The sequence below is a fragment of the Acinetobacter sp. ANC_7655 genome, from assembly GCF_056784015.1.
The window spans coordinates 21,414-40,870 of record NZ_JBWYJB010000006.1; the positions used below are offsets into that span (position 1 = coordinate 21,414).

The following is a 19,457-nucleotide window of genomic DNA, read 5'->3' on the forward strand; positions in this document are numbered from 1 at the left end:
TTTTTAAATAAGCTTTAAAGCAAAAGTGCCATATTCCCCCTCGTCATACTGCGGATGTGGCAGTGTAACAAGGCGAATTAACAGCTTATTGAGGCAGAAGAAGGATGAGAAGTACTTACGGTTTAGTAAGTAAAAAAATCGAATTTCCAGTTAAAATATTAGACTGATTTGCAACAATAAATTCCACGATAAAAAATGTTAACTTTAGTATCTTGAACTTTGAATACCTGTTAATACAGACAATACTCACTGAACAGCCATCTCTAATTTTTTCTTATTCATGGGCTAAAGCTTCAATTGGTTTTAAGTTTGCAGCACGTTTAGCGGGCATATAACCAAAGATCAAACCAACCAGTGTTGAAAATAGCAGTGCGATAATAGCAACTGACCATGAAAATACCATCTTATAATCTGAGCTAATCGCATTAAAAATAAAACTGGCGATCAAGGCGATCGCAACACCAATTACGCCACCAATTAAACATAAAACTGCAGATTCAATCAAAAACTGAGCCTGCACATCACTTTGGCGAGCACCAACTGCTATTCGTAAGCCAATTTCCTTAATTCGCTCGGTCACAGAAACGAGCATGATATTCATCACACCAACGCCACCTACGACCAATGAAATAAAGGCTACTGCAGAAATAAAGAAAGTCATCGTTCCTAAATATTTTTCAAAGGACTTCATAGACTCATCACTGTTATATATATCAAAATCCTCCACACCATGACGAGCAATCAATAGTTGCCTCACTTTCTTTTCGGCTTTCACTGAGTCAGTATTTTGATGTAGTACCGCAGTCAGCAGATTGACATTATCACTACTTGAAATTTGTGACATCAATACATTATAAGGCATCCAAATTTGTGAAGAACCTGAGCTATATTGAGGTTCAGCGATTCCAACAACTTCATAAGAACGCTTATTAAATAACACAGTTTTACCTAAAGCTAATTTTTGCTGTCCAAATAACTTTTCAGCAGCTTGCTTATCAATCACTACGATTTGGGAACGCTGTTCAACATCGCTCTGTGTAAAAAAGCGACCATATTGAACTTTCATGTTTCTAATTTTTAAATAAAAACCATCTGCACCTGTTGCACTCACATCAATATTACGATTTTGATAAATCATGTTCCCACTTAAACTGACATGTGGAGAAACATGGATAATTTCTTTCATCTCATTGAGTGCATTTAAATCATCCATATTTAAACGGCTGGCAGATGCAGCTAAAGCTGTTCCCCCTGGATAAATCTCAAGTGTTGCTGTTTTCAATCCCCCCCAATCATTCAAAAATTTTTCTTTTGCTCCATTACCAATCGCAATGACAATGGTGACTGAGCAAATGCCAATAATAATCCCTAGCATGGTCAAAAATGACCTTAAACGATTGGCGAAAATTGAGTGCAAAGACATTTTCATCGCTTCATACACTTGGGAAACAAAGCTGAATTTCATGTCCGCATGAAAAACTTTTGATGGAGAAACTTGCCCTAAAGATTTACGCTGCGTATCCGAAAGAATGCGTCCATCTTTAATTTCAATGACACGATCTGCACGTTCTGCAATACTTTTATCATGAGTAACTAAAATAATCGTATGCCCTTGACGGTGTAGATCTTCCAAAATTTGCAAGACCATTTCACCACTTTCAGAATCCAAAGCGCCTGTGGGTTCATCGGCTAAAATAACCTCACCACCATTCATAAGCGCGCGGGCAATACTGACTCGTTGCTGCTGTCCACCCGACATTTCATTGGGTTTATTGTCACTCTTATCAGCTAAACCGAGCTGAGCTAAAAGTTGCAGTGCTCGATCTGCACGGTTTTCTGCATTCAAATTTGAATAAATCGCGGGCAAGGCGACATTCTCTAAAGCAGATAAAGCATTCAATAAATTATAGCGTTGGAACACAAACCCAAAACTTTTTAAACGTAACGATGAAAGCTCATCATTACTCAATAAGGAAATATCTTGTCCACGAAACAGAAACTGTCCTGAAGAGGCTTGATCCAAACATCCAAGTAAATTCATTAAAGTAGACTTACCTGAACCTGATTGCCCAATAATCGAAATAAACTCACCCTGTTCAATACTGAGACTGACATCTTTTAGGATGTGTTGTTGATTATTTTCTGGACCTACAAATTTATTTATTTTTTTTAGTTCAATCAAACTCATTAAGTATCGCCTGATGTATTCGCACTATCGTCAGGTGCCTCTGCCAAAATTTTTTCACCCAACTTTAAACCAGACTTGATTTCAATATCATTTGAGTCAGAAATTCCAGTCACGATTTTTCTTGGTTGAGGTTTTGTATCAGGTTGATAGAGGTAAACAATGGCATCTGATCCATATCCAATCACCGTTGTTTTCGGAATTTTCAGCACATTCTTTTTTTGATTTACAATAATGTCATTTTGGGTTGTCATACCGATACTGAGTTTACGCTCAGGGTTGTCCACCAACATTCTTGCATAGTAGAACACTGCTGCATTCGCATTTTCATTTTTATCGTCGTAAGTTCCTTTGGTCAGGGTCGTTAAAGCAGGATCAATACTTTGAATCACACCATCTAATTTCACATTGGGGTCTGCCAAGGTGCTAAATTTAACTGGCATGTTTTCTTTTAATTTAGTGTAGTCACCTTCTGCGACCTGCATTCGGATTTCCATCTTATTCAAGTTGGCGATCGTCGCGATCAAAGGTGTCGTTTGTGCAAAGTTAATGGTTTGACCAGCTTCAACAGGCATGGAAACCACGGTACCCGTCAATGGAGAGCGAATCTGTGTGTAGCCCAATTCAGTTTGTGCTGTATTCACATTAATCTGTAATTGTTTCAGCCGATATTCATTTGACTCAACATCTGCAATCGCTTGTTTAAGCTGATTATTCGCCTGTTCGAGCTCTTCACGAGAGCCTGCTTCAGCTTTGTATAAGGTTAATTTACGCTGATAGTTTTGTTTTAAAGTTTGTAAAGCGACACGTTTCGCTGCCAAGTCTGCCTTCGCAGCTTCAAGTTCGGCTTTACTGGTATTGAGCTTGTCCAACTGTGTTGTCGAGTCAATTTCAGCGATTAATTGGCCTTTTTTTACATCCTGTCCTAACTTGATATACAGCTTTTGAATTTGACCTGAGACTTGCGCACCCACGGAGACAATATCAGATGCATAAATTTCACCTGTGGCTTTAACAATCTGCGTTAGATCACCTTGAGTGACTTCAACGGTCTGCGGTTCTGGCTGCTTTTTTTGTGACTGAATATAGAAATAAACAGAAAGAGCTAAAGCAACCAATACCACTAAGACCAAAAAATACTTTAATTTTTTTGATTTTTTTTGCATGTGCATAATGACGAATAATCTTTATTGAGGAGATAACTTTTGATCAACATGTTTTATTCACTTTAATATGATCAAAATTTAAAAATTTTTAATGACACGATTCTAGTGAATTCTATTTTTTCACACTGTCGTACTTATTTATTTTTATGTATCGATAACAGCCAACCGCATCTATGTGTTGGCTGTCTATCAGAAAAGGGTTTTGGAAAATAATTAAGCGGCAAATGCTCGATTTAAAATTGAGGTCACATCTACTTGTTTAGGATCAAGCATCCCCACCACCTGACCATGAAATTTTTGATACCGCGTCGCAATAAAAGCATTGGCAATAAAATCTGGCGCATAACGTTTCAGCAATACTGCTTGAGAGAGCACAACCAAACGACTGACTAAGCTTCTCCCCATAAATTGTAAATCATCAGGTTCCTGATGAAATAATCTAAACAGTCCCTGCAACTCTTCATTAAGTATTTTGTCTTGACTTGCAGTAGATAATAAATCTTTAAATAAATGCTCGATTGATTCAGGATCACGTGAAATAGCACGAAGCACATCGAGACACATGACATTACCTGACCCTTCCCAAATAGTGTTCACAGGTGCTTCTTTAAAGAGACGAGCCATGATGCCATGTTCAACGTAGCCATTGCCACCGAAAACTTCCATCATTTCACCAGTCATCTCTACTGCTCTTTTACAGATCCAAAATTTTGCTGCTGGTGTCATGATACGTTTCCATGCCAAACAAAGTTCGCTGTCATGTTCATAACAATGAGCCAAATGAAAACTCAACTGCACTGCCGCTTCAGTTTCTAAAGCAAGATCTGTGAGCACAGACCGCATTAATGGCTGCTCAATGAGTCTCTTACCAAATGCTTGACGTTGACGAGTATAGGCAATGCTTTGTACTAGGGCCTGACGCATAATGCCACTTGAACCTACCGCACACGTTAATCGGGTATAATTCGCCATTTCAATAATCGTTGGAATGCCGCGTCCAGCCTCCCCCATCATAATGCCCCAAGCTTCTTTAAATTCGACCTCAGAGCTGGAATTGCTGCGATTTCCAACCTTCTCTTTGAGTCGTTGAATATGAATCGCATTTTTTGTGCCATCTTCCAACCATCGCGGAACAAAGAAACATGCCAAGCCATCATGCTCAGTTTTAGCAACAACCAAATGTGCATCGCACATAGGTGCTGAAAAAAACCATTTATGCCCAGTTAGTAAATAAGCTTGTCCTCTTCCAGACTGCCCAACTGGAACAGCTGTCGTTTCATTAGCACGCACATCAGAACCACCCTGCTTTTCAGTCATGCCCATTCCAATCCAAATCGATTTTTTCTGAGCAATTGGTAAATCACGTTCATCATATTCAGTGGATAAAAGTTTATCTCCTAGCTTTTTCCACAGCTCAGGTTCTTTTTGAATCAATGGAATGCTGCCCAAGGTCATTGAATTTGGACATAAGTTTCCACACTCCACTTGACCACTGAGGAAGAATTTTGCTGCCCAATCCACCCAACCAGATTCTTGAGTGAAATTTAGAAAAGGATGTGCATGAACCGCATATTTACGATTTAACGCCATCCATTTGTGCCATGAAGGATGAAATTCAACAAAATCTGCCCGCCTACCTCGAGCATCAAAACTATTTAAAATAGGAGGATGTTTATTGGCAAGATCAGCATGGTGATAAAAGCTTTCACAACCTACGACTGCACCAAACTCACTTAAATGGACTGAGTTTCTACTGCCATAACGCTGTAAGATTTCTTGTAAGATTGGATCTGTTGTATATAGATTGTAATCTTGAAGCTCATCAAATTGATTATGTATTTGATGTGTCATCCATGCCGACATAAACGAACCCTCTTTGGAATTTTTATCTATAACTTGATTATTTATATTTTCGAGTATAGCTTTTGAAAGTAGATTATCTAGTGCAAAAGATGACCTGAATTGTCATTAAATTTTTATCAACGTCTTAATATGATCTCAGTATTATGTCTTACTATTGTTGCATCATCTTCCGATATTTTGCGGGCGGCATACCCTTACAGCGCTTGAATGCTCTAGAAAATACAGATACTTCCGCATAACCCAACCGTTCAGAAATTTGATCTATTGTAAGATCAGTACCCAGCAACAAATCATCTGCCAAATCCTCACGTAAATTTTTAACCAATTGGTGAAACGTAATCCCTTCATTGGCTAAATTGCGCTGAATGGTACGAATATTGACAGCTAAAGCTATCGATATATCTTCAATCGTCGGCATTTGGGATGCATTTTTTAATAAAAACTCACGTATTTTTTTACTATAGTCCCCTAAGCTTTTTCGGCGTCGAAATACATGCTCACACTCTTTTTGATAACGCATAAAAGTGAAGTCATCAGCTTGACGCAATGGGGTAAGCAACAATTCAGATTGAATCGTGATTCGACTTTGTGGTTTATCATAAAAAATAGGATAGCCTGTTAAGCCTTCTATCTGGTTTGCATAGCAAGGCTTGGTCATCGCTAAATCTATCTGAAAGGGTAATTGAGCACCAAGAATATCATTTTGAAGTGTGATGATCGTGGCAATATCTCTTTCTAAAATAAATAATTGCATATCAGCACTTAGGTCATGATGGAATAAATTCAAATGAGTAAATTCACCATCTTCTTGCAAGGCCACATCAGAAAAAATTGCGCCTAATTTTAGATATCGTATCGCGATCAACAACGCTTCTCTGACATTGGGACTACTTAAAATTGCAAATCCCCAAGCCCCTAATGTGGTGGTGTGATGTCGAAGACCAGCTTCGAGCGCAATGGGATGTTCATCAGAGATTAGATTCAGAATATTTCTGATGATCTGTAATTCATTTCGCTCTTGGATTTCAAAATTTTCTCGATAAAGATCCTGTTTCGTCAGTTGTGTATTTTCTAGGCATTGCTCAAAAGTAATACCGTAGCTTTCAGCAACATGACATAGTACCCGAGCTGTATTCGCTTCCCTTAAAAACTTCCATGAATTAAGCATCATTGTTCGCGTTTTTATTTGTCATCTAATGTCAAATTTAACTGTTTAATTATCATTCTACAAGTGAATTCAATCTCTTATATTCATAAAAAAAGAAAATGGAATTTTTATGAACATGTATGCCAATCTTGCTGAGGAACAGCAAAGCCTGGTCAATGAACTCACGGCGTTATATGAAAAAACCAAAGCCGAGATGAACGACCAAGATATTGATCATATTCGAAATGTTGCTGCATATTCAAAGGCTATAAAATTACGCAGTGAGCAACTTATTCGTGAATGTGTAAGTTTAGAATCTTGGGGACGGGGCATTATTCTGGGTTGTTTACACACCCTACTCGAATTTTCAGAGCTCGGTCATAACATCATGCACGGAAGTTATGATCACCTCCCCCAAGCAACCGAGTTTCATTCAGAACGCTGGGTATGGGACTTTGTGACTGATCCTCGTGAATGGCGCGTCATGCATCATCAAAATCATCATCCATTTACCAACATCGTTGGCAAAGATCATGATTTAGGGTATTCCTTTTTAAGAAGCTTGGCAGGTCAAAGCTGGTACGGGCATCACAGTGTTCAATTACTGATTTACAGTGCGCTGATGATCACTCCATCCTACTATTTCACACTCTATACAGCCACATCAGCAGCACGTACAGAAGGTCGAAAGATCCTTTCCAAAGAAACCTTTACTCAATCACTTCGTCTCATAAAAGCTCATGCTCAAAAACAGTTTATTGAAGCACCAGTCGCTGCAAAATGGTCAAAAAAATTACCTGTTTTTATCGGAAATTATCTTACAACAACGATAGGCTATGGTTTTTTACTTCATATCCTCTTCTTAGAACATCACGCTGAAAATTTGGAGCTTTATTCAGATCCTGGACCTGATGAGACGCAAGAAGAATATTTCATACGACAGATTAAAAGTACCACCAATTTTATCCCATATGCACCGCTGGATCAGTTTCTCAAAAAAATCCTTGATGATGAGGTCCCGTATCCAAATCCACCTCCATTTGAAATCTTTTATGGCGGATTAGATACACATCTTGAGCATCATTTATTTCCAGATTTAGCATGTAATCGTCAAAGACAAATCAAAGCTGTAGTACGTAGTATTTGTGAAAAATATCATTTGCCTTATCACAATTCACCCATGGAAAAGCTGATTCCAGCGATACCGCTCAGCCTCATTAAAAGGACTCTACCTTTTGGTAATCAAGAAAAAAATAACCCTTTCAAATTACTCATTCGACCAAAAGAATTATTAAAACGTATCAAACGAGGAATTCAATATCAGCCACCCTCAACCATGACATATTTACACAAGCCACAGTTCTATAATGCGTCGGCAAAAGTTATACAAGTCGAAATACAGCTTAATGGTCAAGTCAAAACACTCAAAATGAGCAAGCCTCAAGGCTGGGAACATTTAAAATGGCAGGCAGGTGCATTTATTTCATTAAGCTTTGAAATAAATGGGCAAACTTATATTCGTCAATACAGCTTATTGCATGAAAGCCAAAGCGCAGATGGCTATTTTGAAATAGCAGTGAAACGTACACCTGCGGGCATCGTTTCTCACTATATTCATGATCATGTTCCTGTAAATACAGAGGTGACGATTGTAAGTCCACCACAATCTACACCTGATTTTGTTTTAGACACCCTCCCGCCGAAGTTAATCTTTATCGCAGCAGGAGTCGGTATTACACCAATTTTAAGTATGTTAAGAAAATATCAGCGTATCGAAAGTAAAGCTGAAGCTCATTTGTTTTACTTTAACCACGATGAAAACTCTATTTTGTTTGAAAATGAGATTCGTCAAATCGCGGGGCATTCGAATTTGAATGTTCACTTCATCTGCTCCAAAGTTCAGAACGAGTCGACATCTGATTTACGACAAGGACGTTTTAGTCTTGAAATTTTCCAACCTTATATTCGAGATTTTAAATGCCAACACGTATATGCCTGCGCCCCTCAAGCATTAATCGATTCTGCTCGCCAACAACTTATTCAAGCAGGCGTTAAAGCAGCAGCATTTCACACAGAAAATTTTAAACCTGCTCCTCTCAGTTTTGAGTCTGATGGTGTTACACGTCGAGTGATTTTCAAAAAAAGTAATAAAAGTATCGATATTGAAGGGAATGTCACTTTACTTGAAGCCGCGCGTTGGGCTGGACTAAAACTGCCAAGCGGTTGTCGACAAGGTTTATGCAAAGCCTGTGTATGCACTAAATTGGAAGGTCAAACTCAATTAGAAGTTAATTCATCCACTATTCAACATCGCATTACCCTATGCAACACTGTGGCTCGCTCACCAATCATTGTGCTTGATGTTTAACAAAGATTCTTAAGTTAATCGCCGTCATGAAGTAATCATGCAATGCTTCATGACAGTATGATTCAAACACTTAAACAACCAAACTTATGATTCATATCCAAAAATTACACAACCAAAACCTTACTGTAAATCATCGTTAAATCCTTTTAACTTGAACCAAATATTCTATTGGTGAATATTCAAATAAACCCTTAATTTATATGAGGGTAATTGGAATTTTATTTACAAATTAAACACTCCAATTGAACGCATCATGATTTATGATGAATTTGTAAACTCAATAAAACACACATTCTTGTCACAATGTTGCTTTAGAATGATCGAACAAAACGGTTCATGTCTCTGATATTGGAGGCGCTAGAACTTATAAAAGTGAATGCTCAGCCAACCATCAAGAAAGGCATATATTATAAATGGAGAATGAATATGAGCGATGACTCAAAAAAATGTCCTGTCACCCACTTAACAACTGATGCTGGTGCTCCTGTAGTAGACAACCAAAACAGTATGACAGCAGGTGCACGTGGTCCTTTACTTGCACAAGATTTATGGCTGAATGAAAAATTAGGCAACTTCGTTCGTGAAGTGATTCCTGAGCGTCGTATGCACGCGAAAGGTTCTGGGGCATTTGGTACCTTCACTGTTACCCATGATATTACGCAATATACTCGCGCTAAATTATTCTCTGAAATCGGTAAAAAAACCGATATTTTTGTGCGCTTCTCTACAGTTGCTGGCGAACGTGGTGCAGCAGATGCTGAACGTGATATCCGCGGTTTCGCAATGAAATTCTACACTGAAGAAGGTAACTGGGATTTAGTAGGTAATAACACTCCAGTTTTCTTCTTACGTGATGCGCGTAAGTTCCCTGACTTAAACAAAGCAGTTAAACGCGATCCTAAAACCAACAAACGTAGTGCAACCAACAACTGGGATTTTTGGACTTTACTTCCAGAAGCATTACATCAAGTGACGATTGTCATGTCAGACCGAGGTATCCCAGATGGTTACCGTCACATGCATGGTTTTGGTAGCCATACCTTCAGTTTCATTAATGCCAACAACGAACGCTTCTGGGTTAAATTCCATATGCGCACGCAACAAGGCATTAAGAATTTAACTGATGCAGAAGCTGAAGCGATTATTGCGAAAGATCGCGAAAGTTCTCAAACTGACTTATTTGATGCGATTGAACGTGGTGATTTCCCGAAATGGAAAATGTACGTCCAAATCATGCCTGAGTTAGATGCAGAGAAAGTTCCATATCACCCATTTGACTTAACCAAAGTATGGCCTAAAGGGGACTATCCTTTGATCGAAGTCGGTGAATTCGAACTTAATCGTAACCCTGAAAACTACTTCCAAGACGTAGAACAAGCTGCCTTTGCTCCAAGTAACTTAGTGCCAGGCATCAGCTTCTCACCTGACCGTATGCTTCAAGCACGTCTGTTCAACTATGCAGATGCTGCACGCTACCGTGTTGGTGTTAACCATTATCAAATTCCAGTGAATGCACCGCGTTGCCCTGTTCACTCAAACCGTCGCGATGGTCAAGGTCGTACTGATGGTAACTATGGTGCTTTGCCACACTATGAACCAAATAGTTTCAGCCAATGGCAGGAACAGCCACAATATAAAGAGCCACCATTAAAAATTTCTGGTGCGGCAGATTTCTGGGATTACCGCGAAGATGATAATGACTATTTCAGTCAACCACGCGCATTATTCAATCTCATGAATGATCAGCAAAAACAGGCTTTATTTGACAATACAGCCGCAGCAATGGGCGATGCATTAGATTTCATTAAGTATCGTCATATTCGTAACTGCTATGCTTGTGACCCAGCATATGGCGAGGGTGTTGCAAAAGCATTAGGCATGACCGTAGCTGATGCACAGGCTGCACGTGCAACTGACCCAGCACAAGGAAATCCTGGCTTACTTTAATTAATATCTCCATAAAAAAACCGCTGTTATCAGCGGTTTTTTTTATTCAAACAATTAGTTTTTTACCTTCCCGAATACAATAAAACGGACTGATAAATTTAGATGCATTTTTCATCGCTTGGTGCAGATCCAACTCAGGTTGATTTCGATCTTCATCTGTTAACTGAAAAGTACGATAGTGAATCGCTAGTGAACGTTTTGCGTGTAAATCTTTATGTGCTTGGAATGCATCAGCAGGATTCATATGTAGATATTGCATCAATACTCTTGGTTCATATGCACCGATTGGCAGTAAAGCAATCCTTGGTGCACCTAAGCGCTGGTGAATCTCTTTAAAATGTTGTGCATAGCCTGTATCACCAGCAAAGTAACAATGACCATGCTCAGATAAAATTGAAAAACCACCCCATAATGCAAGGTTTTGATCACGAAGCCCTCGACCAGAACCATGTTGGGCAGGCGTGTAGACAATTTTAAAATCTTTGAATAAGGCAGACTGCCACCAATCCATCTCAATCACATGAAATGCTTTCGGCAAATAGGCTGCATTTCCTAGACCTGTATAGATCGGCATAGCAAATTTTTGATGTAGCCAATTCAAACTCGCTAAATCCATATGATCATAGTGATTATGACTGAGTAATACTGCGTGAATCTGTGGTAAATCTTCAAGTGCAATCCCTGCAGGGATAACACGTTTCGGTCCACTCCCGTGCTTTGGGCTTACATAATCCGCCCATACAGGGTCGGTTAAGAAGTTATATGGACCAATTTGAATTAAAACCGTAGCATGACCAACAAACCATACTTGCCAATCTTCTAAATCTGCATGCGGACGAGCCTCAGGCTTAGCACGTTTGGTTTGAATAAAGTCCTGTTGCTCTTTCGCGAAATCACCTTGCCAGGTAAAGCTTTTACGAGCCATCAACCATTTATATAAATTCCATTGGTTGAGCTGTGCAGGACGTGGTTCCTGATTAACGAATCTTTGCCCATTATGGTGATCCAGTGAAACCAATTTAAGTTTTGGTTTAAACCACACATGCCGAATACAATCTTCAGTCTTTAGTTGATAGTGCAGATTAGAATCTTGCGGCTTCCGTCCAACAACAAGTGTAGACTCTGGATTACTCGAAGTCGTCGTTGGAATATCAGTCAAATTAGACATAATAAATGTAAGCACCTTAAACCGAAGCGATTTTGAAATAGTTGATTATTCAGTTATATAAATAGATTATGTTCATCATCTATTCGCATTTTTAAATTATGTTTTTAAAAGATACACTGTTCGTGTTTCATTTAAGACAACATCAATCTCAATTCCCATGAAGTGGTTATAATTTCATCAATAAATTGTGAAATAGAACACCAATCATCCCTCTATTATTCATCATATACAACTCAGACTTTCTTTTTGTTTATGATTTTGTTGTTTTTTTCTGATTTTTGATGTTTTTTTAATCACCCACAGAAATCTTAAATAGAGGAAGTTAAATTTTGTTTAGGATGTGACTTAACGCTGAACAACTGATCTCCCAAAGCTTCAACGTACTTTTCTCTACATTATTATTTTTCATAGACTTAAAGCCGAAACAATTGGTTTCAACTTTAATAGATACAATCTTTTCTAAACCTATACAAATCAGTCACTCATTCACGATGAGAGTTCGATCTTGAAATCTAAAATTTCTATCTAAGTAAGAAATTAAATGCATGTAAATTTTAAAATACAAAAAAATGCTTCATTCACTAACTAAATACCAAAATACATCTACTTATTGATCAATTTCACTTATACTCATCTTTAGCAACATTAAGACATTTTTTAGATTATTCTCTGGAAGGCTATATGGAATTACGGCATTTGCGCTATTTTATTACAGTTGCAGAAGAGCTTAATTTTAGCAAAGCTGCACTTAAGCTCTACACAGCACAGCCTTCACTCAGCCAACAAATCAAAGATTTAGAAGAAGATGTTGGTGTGCGTTTACTAAATCGAACCAAACGAAAAGTTGAATTGACCGAAGAAGGCGCTGTGTTTCTGGAACAGGCGAGACTCACCATTGCTCAAGCAGAAAAAGCAATTAATATGGCGCGCCAAGTGTCTAAAGCAAAACAAAAAATGCTACGCATTGGTTTTGTGCCAGTTGCAGAAATGAAAATCTTTCCTTATGTATTACCTAACTTACGTGTTCAAAATCCCGAATTAAAAATTGAATTACAAAGCTTAAATAATATTGAGCAATTCAAAGGCATAAAGAAAGGTGAATTGGACATTACTTTTACTCGTCAACGTTTAGATTCTGAAGAGATCGAGAGTCGCTTTGTACTCCGTGAGCCTTTAGTTTTTATTCTGCCTAAAGATCACCCTTTGGCAAAGTACGATCGTATTCCTGTAAAAGCGCTTGATGGCATTGATTTTGTGATCCCTTCAGATGAGCAATCTAAGACCCTGCATGACACCATTTTAGGCTTTGCTGAACAAAATGGCGTTTCTTTTAAAATTGTTCAAAAAGCTGACAATATCTTGTTTAACATTAACTCTATTGGTATTGGCTTAGGGTGTACGATTCTTCCTGGCTATATTATGCCACTTCTCTTGGAAAATAGTGTGACTCGTCCACTCGATGTAGAGCTACCTTCGCTTGATCTCTTTGTAAGTTATCGCAAGAATGCCACTGGTATTGCTGTGCAAAAATTTATGGAGTTACTTTCAAAAGTCTTTTATTTAGACTTTAATCAAAGTTCAACGTGAATAAAAAACCCGCTGAATTGAGCGGGTTTTTTATCGATGTGATTTAGCAAGCAACTGACTGATTAATCAAATTTTTTAAAAGTTGATGTAATTCATCAATGGAATCCACGACCGCAAGTGGATGATATTGCTGTAGTACCTCAGGTACATGAACGCCATACGTCACCCCTATACTTGGCATACGAATATTCAATGCCATTTCAAGATCGTATGAAGTATCTCCTACCATTATCGCTTGATCTGCATTAAAACCAGTTTCGGCTAAAATTTCAGCCAACATCAACGGATCTGGTTTTGATTTTGTTTCACTGGCTGCACGTGTCGCTGAAAACAAACTCACACTCTGAGTTTGCCCCAGTACTCGATCTAGCCCCTTACGACTTTTTCCTGTCGCAACAGCCAAATGAATACCTGACTCTTTGAGATCATGCAACATTTCAGCCACACCATCAAACCAACGATCATGTTTCGAGTGCTCAACATAATGCGCTGAATAAGACTGTAAAATTGCCTCGTGTAAATCAGGAACCTGAGGAAATAAAACCTGCGCTACTTCAGGTAATCCTAAGCCAATAATGCTTTTAGCATCCTCATCAGTCAAAGGTTGATTAAATTGTTTGGCGGCAAATTTTAAACTTTCAACAATTTGACCCACTGAATCAAATAAGGTGCCATCCCAATCAAAAATAATGAGTTTTACCGCTGATGTCATATTTTGTATCCTAATTTTGATCGGGTAGATGCCATTTAAATATCATATTGACATATTAAGATCTCATCGTTGCATGACCTCGTCATGACACAATGATTCAATCCTTACACAACCACTGAGACGCAATCAGTCTTGTTGAGACTGCACTACAGGTTTATCCGCTTTTTGTGCGCGAAGTTGTGCAACCAGGCTTTGCATATCCTCAGGCAATGGTGCTTCAATTACTGGATATCCAGGAATCTCTAAGCGCATTGCGTGTAAACATAAACGACGTGGTTTAGGTCCACGATATTCCGTCTCATGCCCGTACTTTTCATCACCCACCAAGGGATGACCAATACTGAGTCCATGTACGCGAATTTGATGTGTACGACCAGAAAGCGGTGATGCATACACGAGTGATGCATGCATAAAGCGTTCTGCTACCTTCCATTGGGTTTTTGAAGGCTTTCCTTCTTTAGATACACGCACTCGACGTTCACCATTGGCTAACTCATAGCGATGTAATGGTGCATCGATTAATTGGGAATCTAGTGTTACTTGGCCTTTCACCACAGCAGCATAAGTTTTTTGAATCTTGTGTTCACGAAGCATATCTTGAAGTGTTTTTAATACGCTACGCTTTTTAGAAATCATCACCAAGCCTGAAGTATCTCGGTCAATACGATGGATCAGTTCTAAATATTTTTTCCCTGTCGCTGCGCGTAAGCCTTCAATTAAGCCATACGCCACACCACTTCCACCGTGCACCGCAATCCCAGAAGGTTTGTTCACCACTAAAAGACCTTCATCTTCATAAACCACACGGCTTAACAAGCCCTGCGCGACTTTGTCTGATACTGGAGCTTGAGATTCATCTTTTTGTTCATAACGAATCGGTGCAACACGGATTTGATCACCAATATTTAATTTGGTTTCCGCTTTCACACGCTTTTTGTTGACCCGCACCTGACCTTCACGAATTAAACGATAGATTCGACTTTTCGGTACTCCTTTAAGACGAGCGAATAGAAAATTGTCGATGCGTTGCCCCAATTGGTGCTCATCCACTTCAAACCAAGTGACGCTTTGCCATTCTTGCGTAGAATTCATACAGTTACGTTGACCTAAAAAAATACTAAATTCGATTAAAAACTGATCATTTAGACTACCCAATTGACTAGAAATGTCTGTGTAGCCCATAGGCAGATGATCTAAGGTTTGCTATAGTCAGCGCACGGATACCGCCGTAAGTGAACATTTGTTTAGAGATTTCAAAATTTTGAAATTCAAACTAAATTTTTGTTTAGCATAAACTCGGAATGGTCCCAAAAGAATATGCCAACGCCGAAGGCTTATTATATCGGCAAAAAGACAAACTGTTGCGTTTAATTGTGCTTTTGCACATAAATCAGTTTGTTTAAAAAAATATGTCGCCAACAATTATGTTGGTTTTTAAACGTTAACTGATACACATCAGAATAGTCGCAACCTGATTTCTCATTCAGGCTATAACGTTAGATGCATTGGATCTGCACAATTTGTAAAGATACGACGATAATTCCGTATCAAGACACTCTATCAAAAAATTGAAGAGATGATCTTCGAGCAATGTGACAGTGAAAGTAACGAACATCCAATGCACCGTTAGTCCGCCAGTGAATGTTCAGGCTTCTTTAATCAGTGACAGGATTAAAGCCGTATTGCCATCATCAATACGTGAATCAAAATACCGAAGCCCATCAATAAAGGCCGGTAATACACTTAGATCAAACTGATTATGGTGATCTAGGAATTGATCCATGCGGGTTGATGTTCGCTACGTAAATCGCGATGTTTTTGCTTGTGTATCACTATTAGGTGTTACACCCATGAAACGTATGTTGATCAATGCAACACATGCCGAAGAAGTTCGCGTTGCACTCATCACTGGTCACCGTCTTTACGATTTCGATTTAGAAAATCGTACTCGTGAACAAAAGAAAGCCAATATCTACAAAGGTCATGTGACTCGCGTTGAGCCATCTCTTGAAGCTGTGTTTGTAGAATATGGTGCAGGCCGTCAAGGCTTCCTTTCAATGCGTGAAATCGCAAACTCATATTACAAAGCTGACCCTCGTCAAACTTCAAACATTCGTGAGTTAATCACTGAAGGTACTGAGCTTTTAGTTCAAGTTGAAAAAGAGGAACGTGGCAACAAAGGCGCTGCTCTCTCAACTTTTATTTCCCTTGCTGGTCGTTACTTGGTCTTAATGCCAAACAACCCGAAAGGTGGTGGTATTAGTCGTCAAATTTCTGGTTCAGTTCGTGAAGAATTGAAAGAAATGTTGGCGTCTTTAAATGTACCTCGTGGGATGAGCGTGATTGTACGTACTGCAGGGATTGGTCGCTCACAAGAAGAGCTGCAACTTGATCTTCAGCACCTTCTCGATCTTTGGGCACGCATCCAAAGTACAGCAAATTCTGGACCTTCTCCAATGTTGGTTCATCAGGAAGCTGGTGTAGTTACTCGTGCAATTCGCGACTATTTACGTGATGATGTTGCAGAAATTTTAATTGATTCTGAACAAGCTTATAACGAAGCCTATAACTTTGTTAAAGCCGTGATGCCGAACCAATTAGACAAGTTAAAAACATATACTTTGAATGAGCCTTTATTTGCTCATTTTGGTATCGAAAGTCAAATTCAAACAGCTTACGAGCGTGAAGTTAAGCTTCCTTCTGGTGGTTCAATTGTCATTGACCAAACAGAAGCATTGGTTTCGATCGATATTAACTCTGCAAAATCTACTCGTGGTCACGATGTAGAGGAAACTGCGCTTAGTACTAACTTAGAAGCAGCAGAAGAGATCGCTCGCCAACTTCGCTTACGTGATATCGGTGGTCTGGTCGTGATTGACTTCATTGATATGACCAAAGAACGCAATCAACGTATGGTTGAAGCGAAACTGCGTGAATCAACTCAAAGTGATCGTGCACGTATCCAGTTCGGTCAATTGTCTCGTTTCGGCTTAATGGAAATGAGTCGCCAACGTTTACGCCCTTCTTTAGAAGAAGCGACTGGCTATGTATGTCCACGTTGTCATGGCACAGGTATGGTTCGTGACTTGCGTTCTCTTTCACTTTCAATCATGCGTAAAGTTGAAGAAATTGCACTTCGTGAGCGTCAAGGTGAAGTTCAAGTAGAAGTTCCTGTTGAAATTGCAGCATTCCTTCTCAATGAAAAACGTCATAGCCTCGTATATTTGGAGCAAACTTCAAATGTACGTGTGACTGTACTCCCTCACCCGCATTTAGAAACGCCACATTACGAAATCTCGTATAATCCTGAAGGCTTTGCACCAACCAGCTATGAACGTACTGAAGCGACTCGTTCTAGTGAAAAAGAGTTGGGTTATGAGTCTTCAGAATGGCACTTAGAAGAAGAGCATACAGCTCTACCTACGCATGCCCCTGTAACGCAGGAAAAAGGCAATAAGCGTCATAAAAACAATCAAAATGCTACACAACCTACGGTAGCACAAAAAACTGCCCCAGCAGTAGCTGCTCCAGCAACTAGCCCATGCGCATGGTTAGAAAATCTTTTTGTTCAAAAACAAGCGAGTACGATTGACCAATCGCGTACGGCTAACTCTGCAGCGGCTGCAATTGAACAAATGGTGAACGGTGGTGCAGTAAGTCGCGGTCAATTTGGTCAAATTGCACCTGTGACGCCTGTGGCAATTGAAGCATCTACACCTGTTGAGACAAATGCGTATATTTCACATACGCCTGTTGCGAAAAATGATGCACGTGACCAAGAACGCCAAACTGAAAAAGACGAGCGTCCACAACGTCATAATAAGAAAAATCGCAATAAGCAACGTGACACACGCGAAGTTAACGCAGATCAACATGTGATTGAAGAAGTTGTACAGGCACCTCGCCATGAACAACGTCAAGACAATCGTCATGAGTCACGCAATGAAAACCGTCATGAGCAACGCCAAGAACAGCGTGATCAGAAACGTCATCAAAAGCGCCCTCAACAAAACGAGACGGCTTTCGAAGCACAAACTGAACAAGCTGTGCCACGTCGTGACCGTAATGCACAACGTCCACAACGCCCAAATCGTCACCGCGATCAAAGTGTATTAAATCAAGAACAATCTTCAGCACCTCTTGCTCCAGAAGCTCAAGTTAAAGTTGATTTAATTGATGTACCTCGTAATGATGAGCTTAAAACAGCGTTAGTGGTTAATGTTGATCAAGCACAAAGTGAGATTGTTGCATTAACGCCTGAAGTAGCAGCACCTGTAGCAACTGCTCCAGCACCTGTTGTGACAGACGCTGAAGTGTCAGCACCTCAAGTGGAAATTACGGTTGATGAACCTGTCATTGAAGCTGAGGTTAAACCTCAACAAGCACCACAACGTGCAAGTAACGACCCACGTCAACGTCGTCGTAACAAGCATCAACATGACCAGAAAGCAAAATCAGATGCGCCGAAGCTTCGCCCTTCACAAGTGCCAGCTTTAGCACAACATACGGTTTTAAGTTTAATTCAACATGTTTATGGTGCGGATTGCTCTGTATTGATTGAGCAATTTGGATTAATTCCAACCTTCAATCGCGCATTGCAAAAGTTCACTGAACAGTATGCAGCGAGTTTAAATACTCAATCTGCTGAACCTGCTACTGAGAAAAAACCAGTAACACGTGATGTCGCTGTTCAACAAGCTCCAGCTGAAAAAGAGCCTGCACCTGTGTTGGACTTAACACCTCCAAAACCAGTGTCTGATAAGCGTGTTGCAAACGATCCACGTGAGCGTCGTCGTCTTGCAAAACTTGCAGCAGAGCAAGCAAAACAAGCGCGCCTTGAAGAAGTTGCAGCACAAGAAGCCGTGAAAGTTGAAGCACCTGTTACGGATGCTCCACAAGCAGCTGATGCAACATCTGAAGTTGCACATCAAGAAACAGCAACACAGACAGCTGAAGTGACTCAATCTGAAGTGAAGACTGAAGAAAAAGTTCAAACTTCTTCACAACAGCAACCTGAAGAAAAATCTTCAGAATCAACTGAAGTTGCGTCTACAGAAGCAGAAACTGCGAAAGTTGAAGTGGCGGAAGTTGCCGTAAGTGCTGAAGATAAATCTGCACAAGCTGAAGCAGATAAGGATGATGCAGAACAGCAGGAAGAAGATAAACCTGTTCGTCCGCGTCGCCCTCGTGGTCGCCCACCAAAAAAAGCAACACCATCAGCTGAGTAATTTGCTTAAACTACATTAGCTTTTGACAAACCTAGTCATTACGGTGGCTAGGTTTTTTTGTTATGGTCTTTAAAGTTTTGACTGAA

At 39.6% G+C, this 19,457-nt stretch carries 12 protein-coding genes; 4 read left to right on the top strand and 8 right to left on the bottom strand.

The features are described 5' to 3' along the window. Positions 1-274: 274 nt before the first annotated feature. The 4 genes from AC1M9N_RS08025 to AC1M9N_RS08040 all read right to left on the bottom strand — a co-directional run bounded on the left by AC1M9N_RS08025 (position 275) and on the right by AC1M9N_RS08040 (position 6,382). Entirely contained in the window at positions 275-2,188 is a 1,914-nt protein-coding gene (locus AC1M9N_RS08025) for an ABC transporter permease (RefSeq protein ID WP_481610077.1), read from the bottom strand. Continuing rightward, a complete protein-coding gene (locus tag AC1M9N_RS08030) occupies positions 2,188-3,357 on the bottom strand; it encodes an efflux RND transporter periplasmic adaptor subunit (RefSeq protein WP_481610076.1) in 1,170 nt (389 codons plus the stop codon). Before AC1M9N_RS08030 ends, AC1M9N_RS08025 begins: the two co-directional genes overlap by 1 nt. Positions 3,358-3,564: 207 nt before the next feature. Next, a complete protein-coding gene (locus AC1M9N_RS08035) occupies positions 3,565-5,214 on the bottom strand; it encodes an acyl-CoA dehydrogenase family protein (protein ID WP_481954564.1) in 1,650 nt (549 codons plus the stop codon). A 151-nt stretch (positions 5,215-5,365) separates the two neighbouring features. Continuing rightward, the gene (locus AC1M9N_RS08040; RefSeq protein ID WP_481954565.1) at positions 5,366-6,382 is read right to left on the bottom strand and encodes an AraC family transcriptional regulator; all 1,017 of its coding nucleotides are present in this window, start codon (positions 6,380-6,382) and stop codon (positions 5,366-5,368) included. A 109-nt stretch (positions 6,383-6,491) separates the two neighbouring features. Between AC1M9N_RS08040 and AC1M9N_RS08045 the strand changes: the two genes are divergently transcribed. Next, the gene (locus AC1M9N_RS08045; RefSeq protein ID WP_481954566.1) at positions 6,492-8,729 is read left to right on the top strand and encodes a fatty acid desaturase; all 2,238 of its coding nucleotides are present in this window, start codon (positions 6,492-6,494) and stop codon (positions 8,727-8,729) included. 426 nt (positions 8,730-9,155) lie between these two features. Continuing rightward, positions 9,156-10,676 carry a catalase gene (locus tag AC1M9N_RS08050; protein ID WP_035264193.1) on the top strand — a complete coding sequence of 507 codons (1,521 nt, stop codon included), beginning with the start codon at positions 9,156-9,158 and terminating at the stop codon, positions 10,674-10,676. A gap of 46 nt (positions 10,677-10,722) precedes the next feature. Here the strand turns inward: AC1M9N_RS08050 and AC1M9N_RS08055 are convergent, their stop codons facing one another. Next, positions 10,723-11,844, bottom strand: coding sequence for an MBL fold metallo-hydrolase (locus AC1M9N_RS08055; RefSeq protein ID WP_092766704.1), 1,122 nt, complete (start codon positions 11,842-11,844; stop codon positions 10,723-10,725). A gap of 681 nt (positions 11,845-12,525) precedes the next feature. Here AC1M9N_RS08055 and hcaR point away from each other — a divergent pair. Further along, entirely contained in the window at positions 12,526-13,431 is a 906-nt protein-coding gene (gene hcaR, locus AC1M9N_RS08060; protein ID WP_092766703.1) for a DNA-binding transcriptional regulator HcaR, read from the top strand. Between the two features lie 43 nt (positions 13,432-13,474). Here hcaR and AC1M9N_RS08065 read toward each other — a convergent pair whose 3' ends face one another. The 3 genes from AC1M9N_RS08065 to AC1M9N_RS08075 all read right to left on the bottom strand — a co-directional run bounded on the left by AC1M9N_RS08065 (position 13,475) and on the right by AC1M9N_RS08075 (position 15,926). Further along, on the bottom strand, positions 13,475-14,143 hold the full coding sequence (locus tag AC1M9N_RS08065) for an HAD family hydrolase (RefSeq protein WP_481954567.1): 669 nt from the start codon (positions 14,141-14,143) through the stop codon (positions 13,475-13,477). A 126-nt stretch (positions 14,144-14,269) separates the two neighbouring features. Further along, on the bottom strand, positions 14,270-15,235 hold the full coding sequence (locus tag AC1M9N_RS08070) for an RluA family pseudouridine synthase (protein WP_035264199.1): 966 nt from the start codon (positions 15,233-15,235) through the stop codon (positions 14,270-14,272). Between the two features lie 553 nt (positions 15,236-15,788). Then, on the bottom strand, positions 15,789-15,926 hold the full coding sequence (locus AC1M9N_RS08075; RefSeq protein ID WP_179998737.1) for a hypothetical protein: 138 nt from the start codon (positions 15,924-15,926) through the stop codon (positions 15,789-15,791). Between the two features lie 67 nt (positions 15,927-15,993). Between AC1M9N_RS08075 and AC1M9N_RS08080 the strand changes: the two genes are divergently transcribed. Next, entirely contained in the window at positions 15,994-19,371 is a 3,378-nt protein-coding gene (locus AC1M9N_RS08080; RefSeq protein ID WP_481954600.1) for an Rne/Rng family ribonuclease, read from the top strand. The last annotated feature ends 86 nt before the right edge of the window (positions 19,372-19,457 follow it).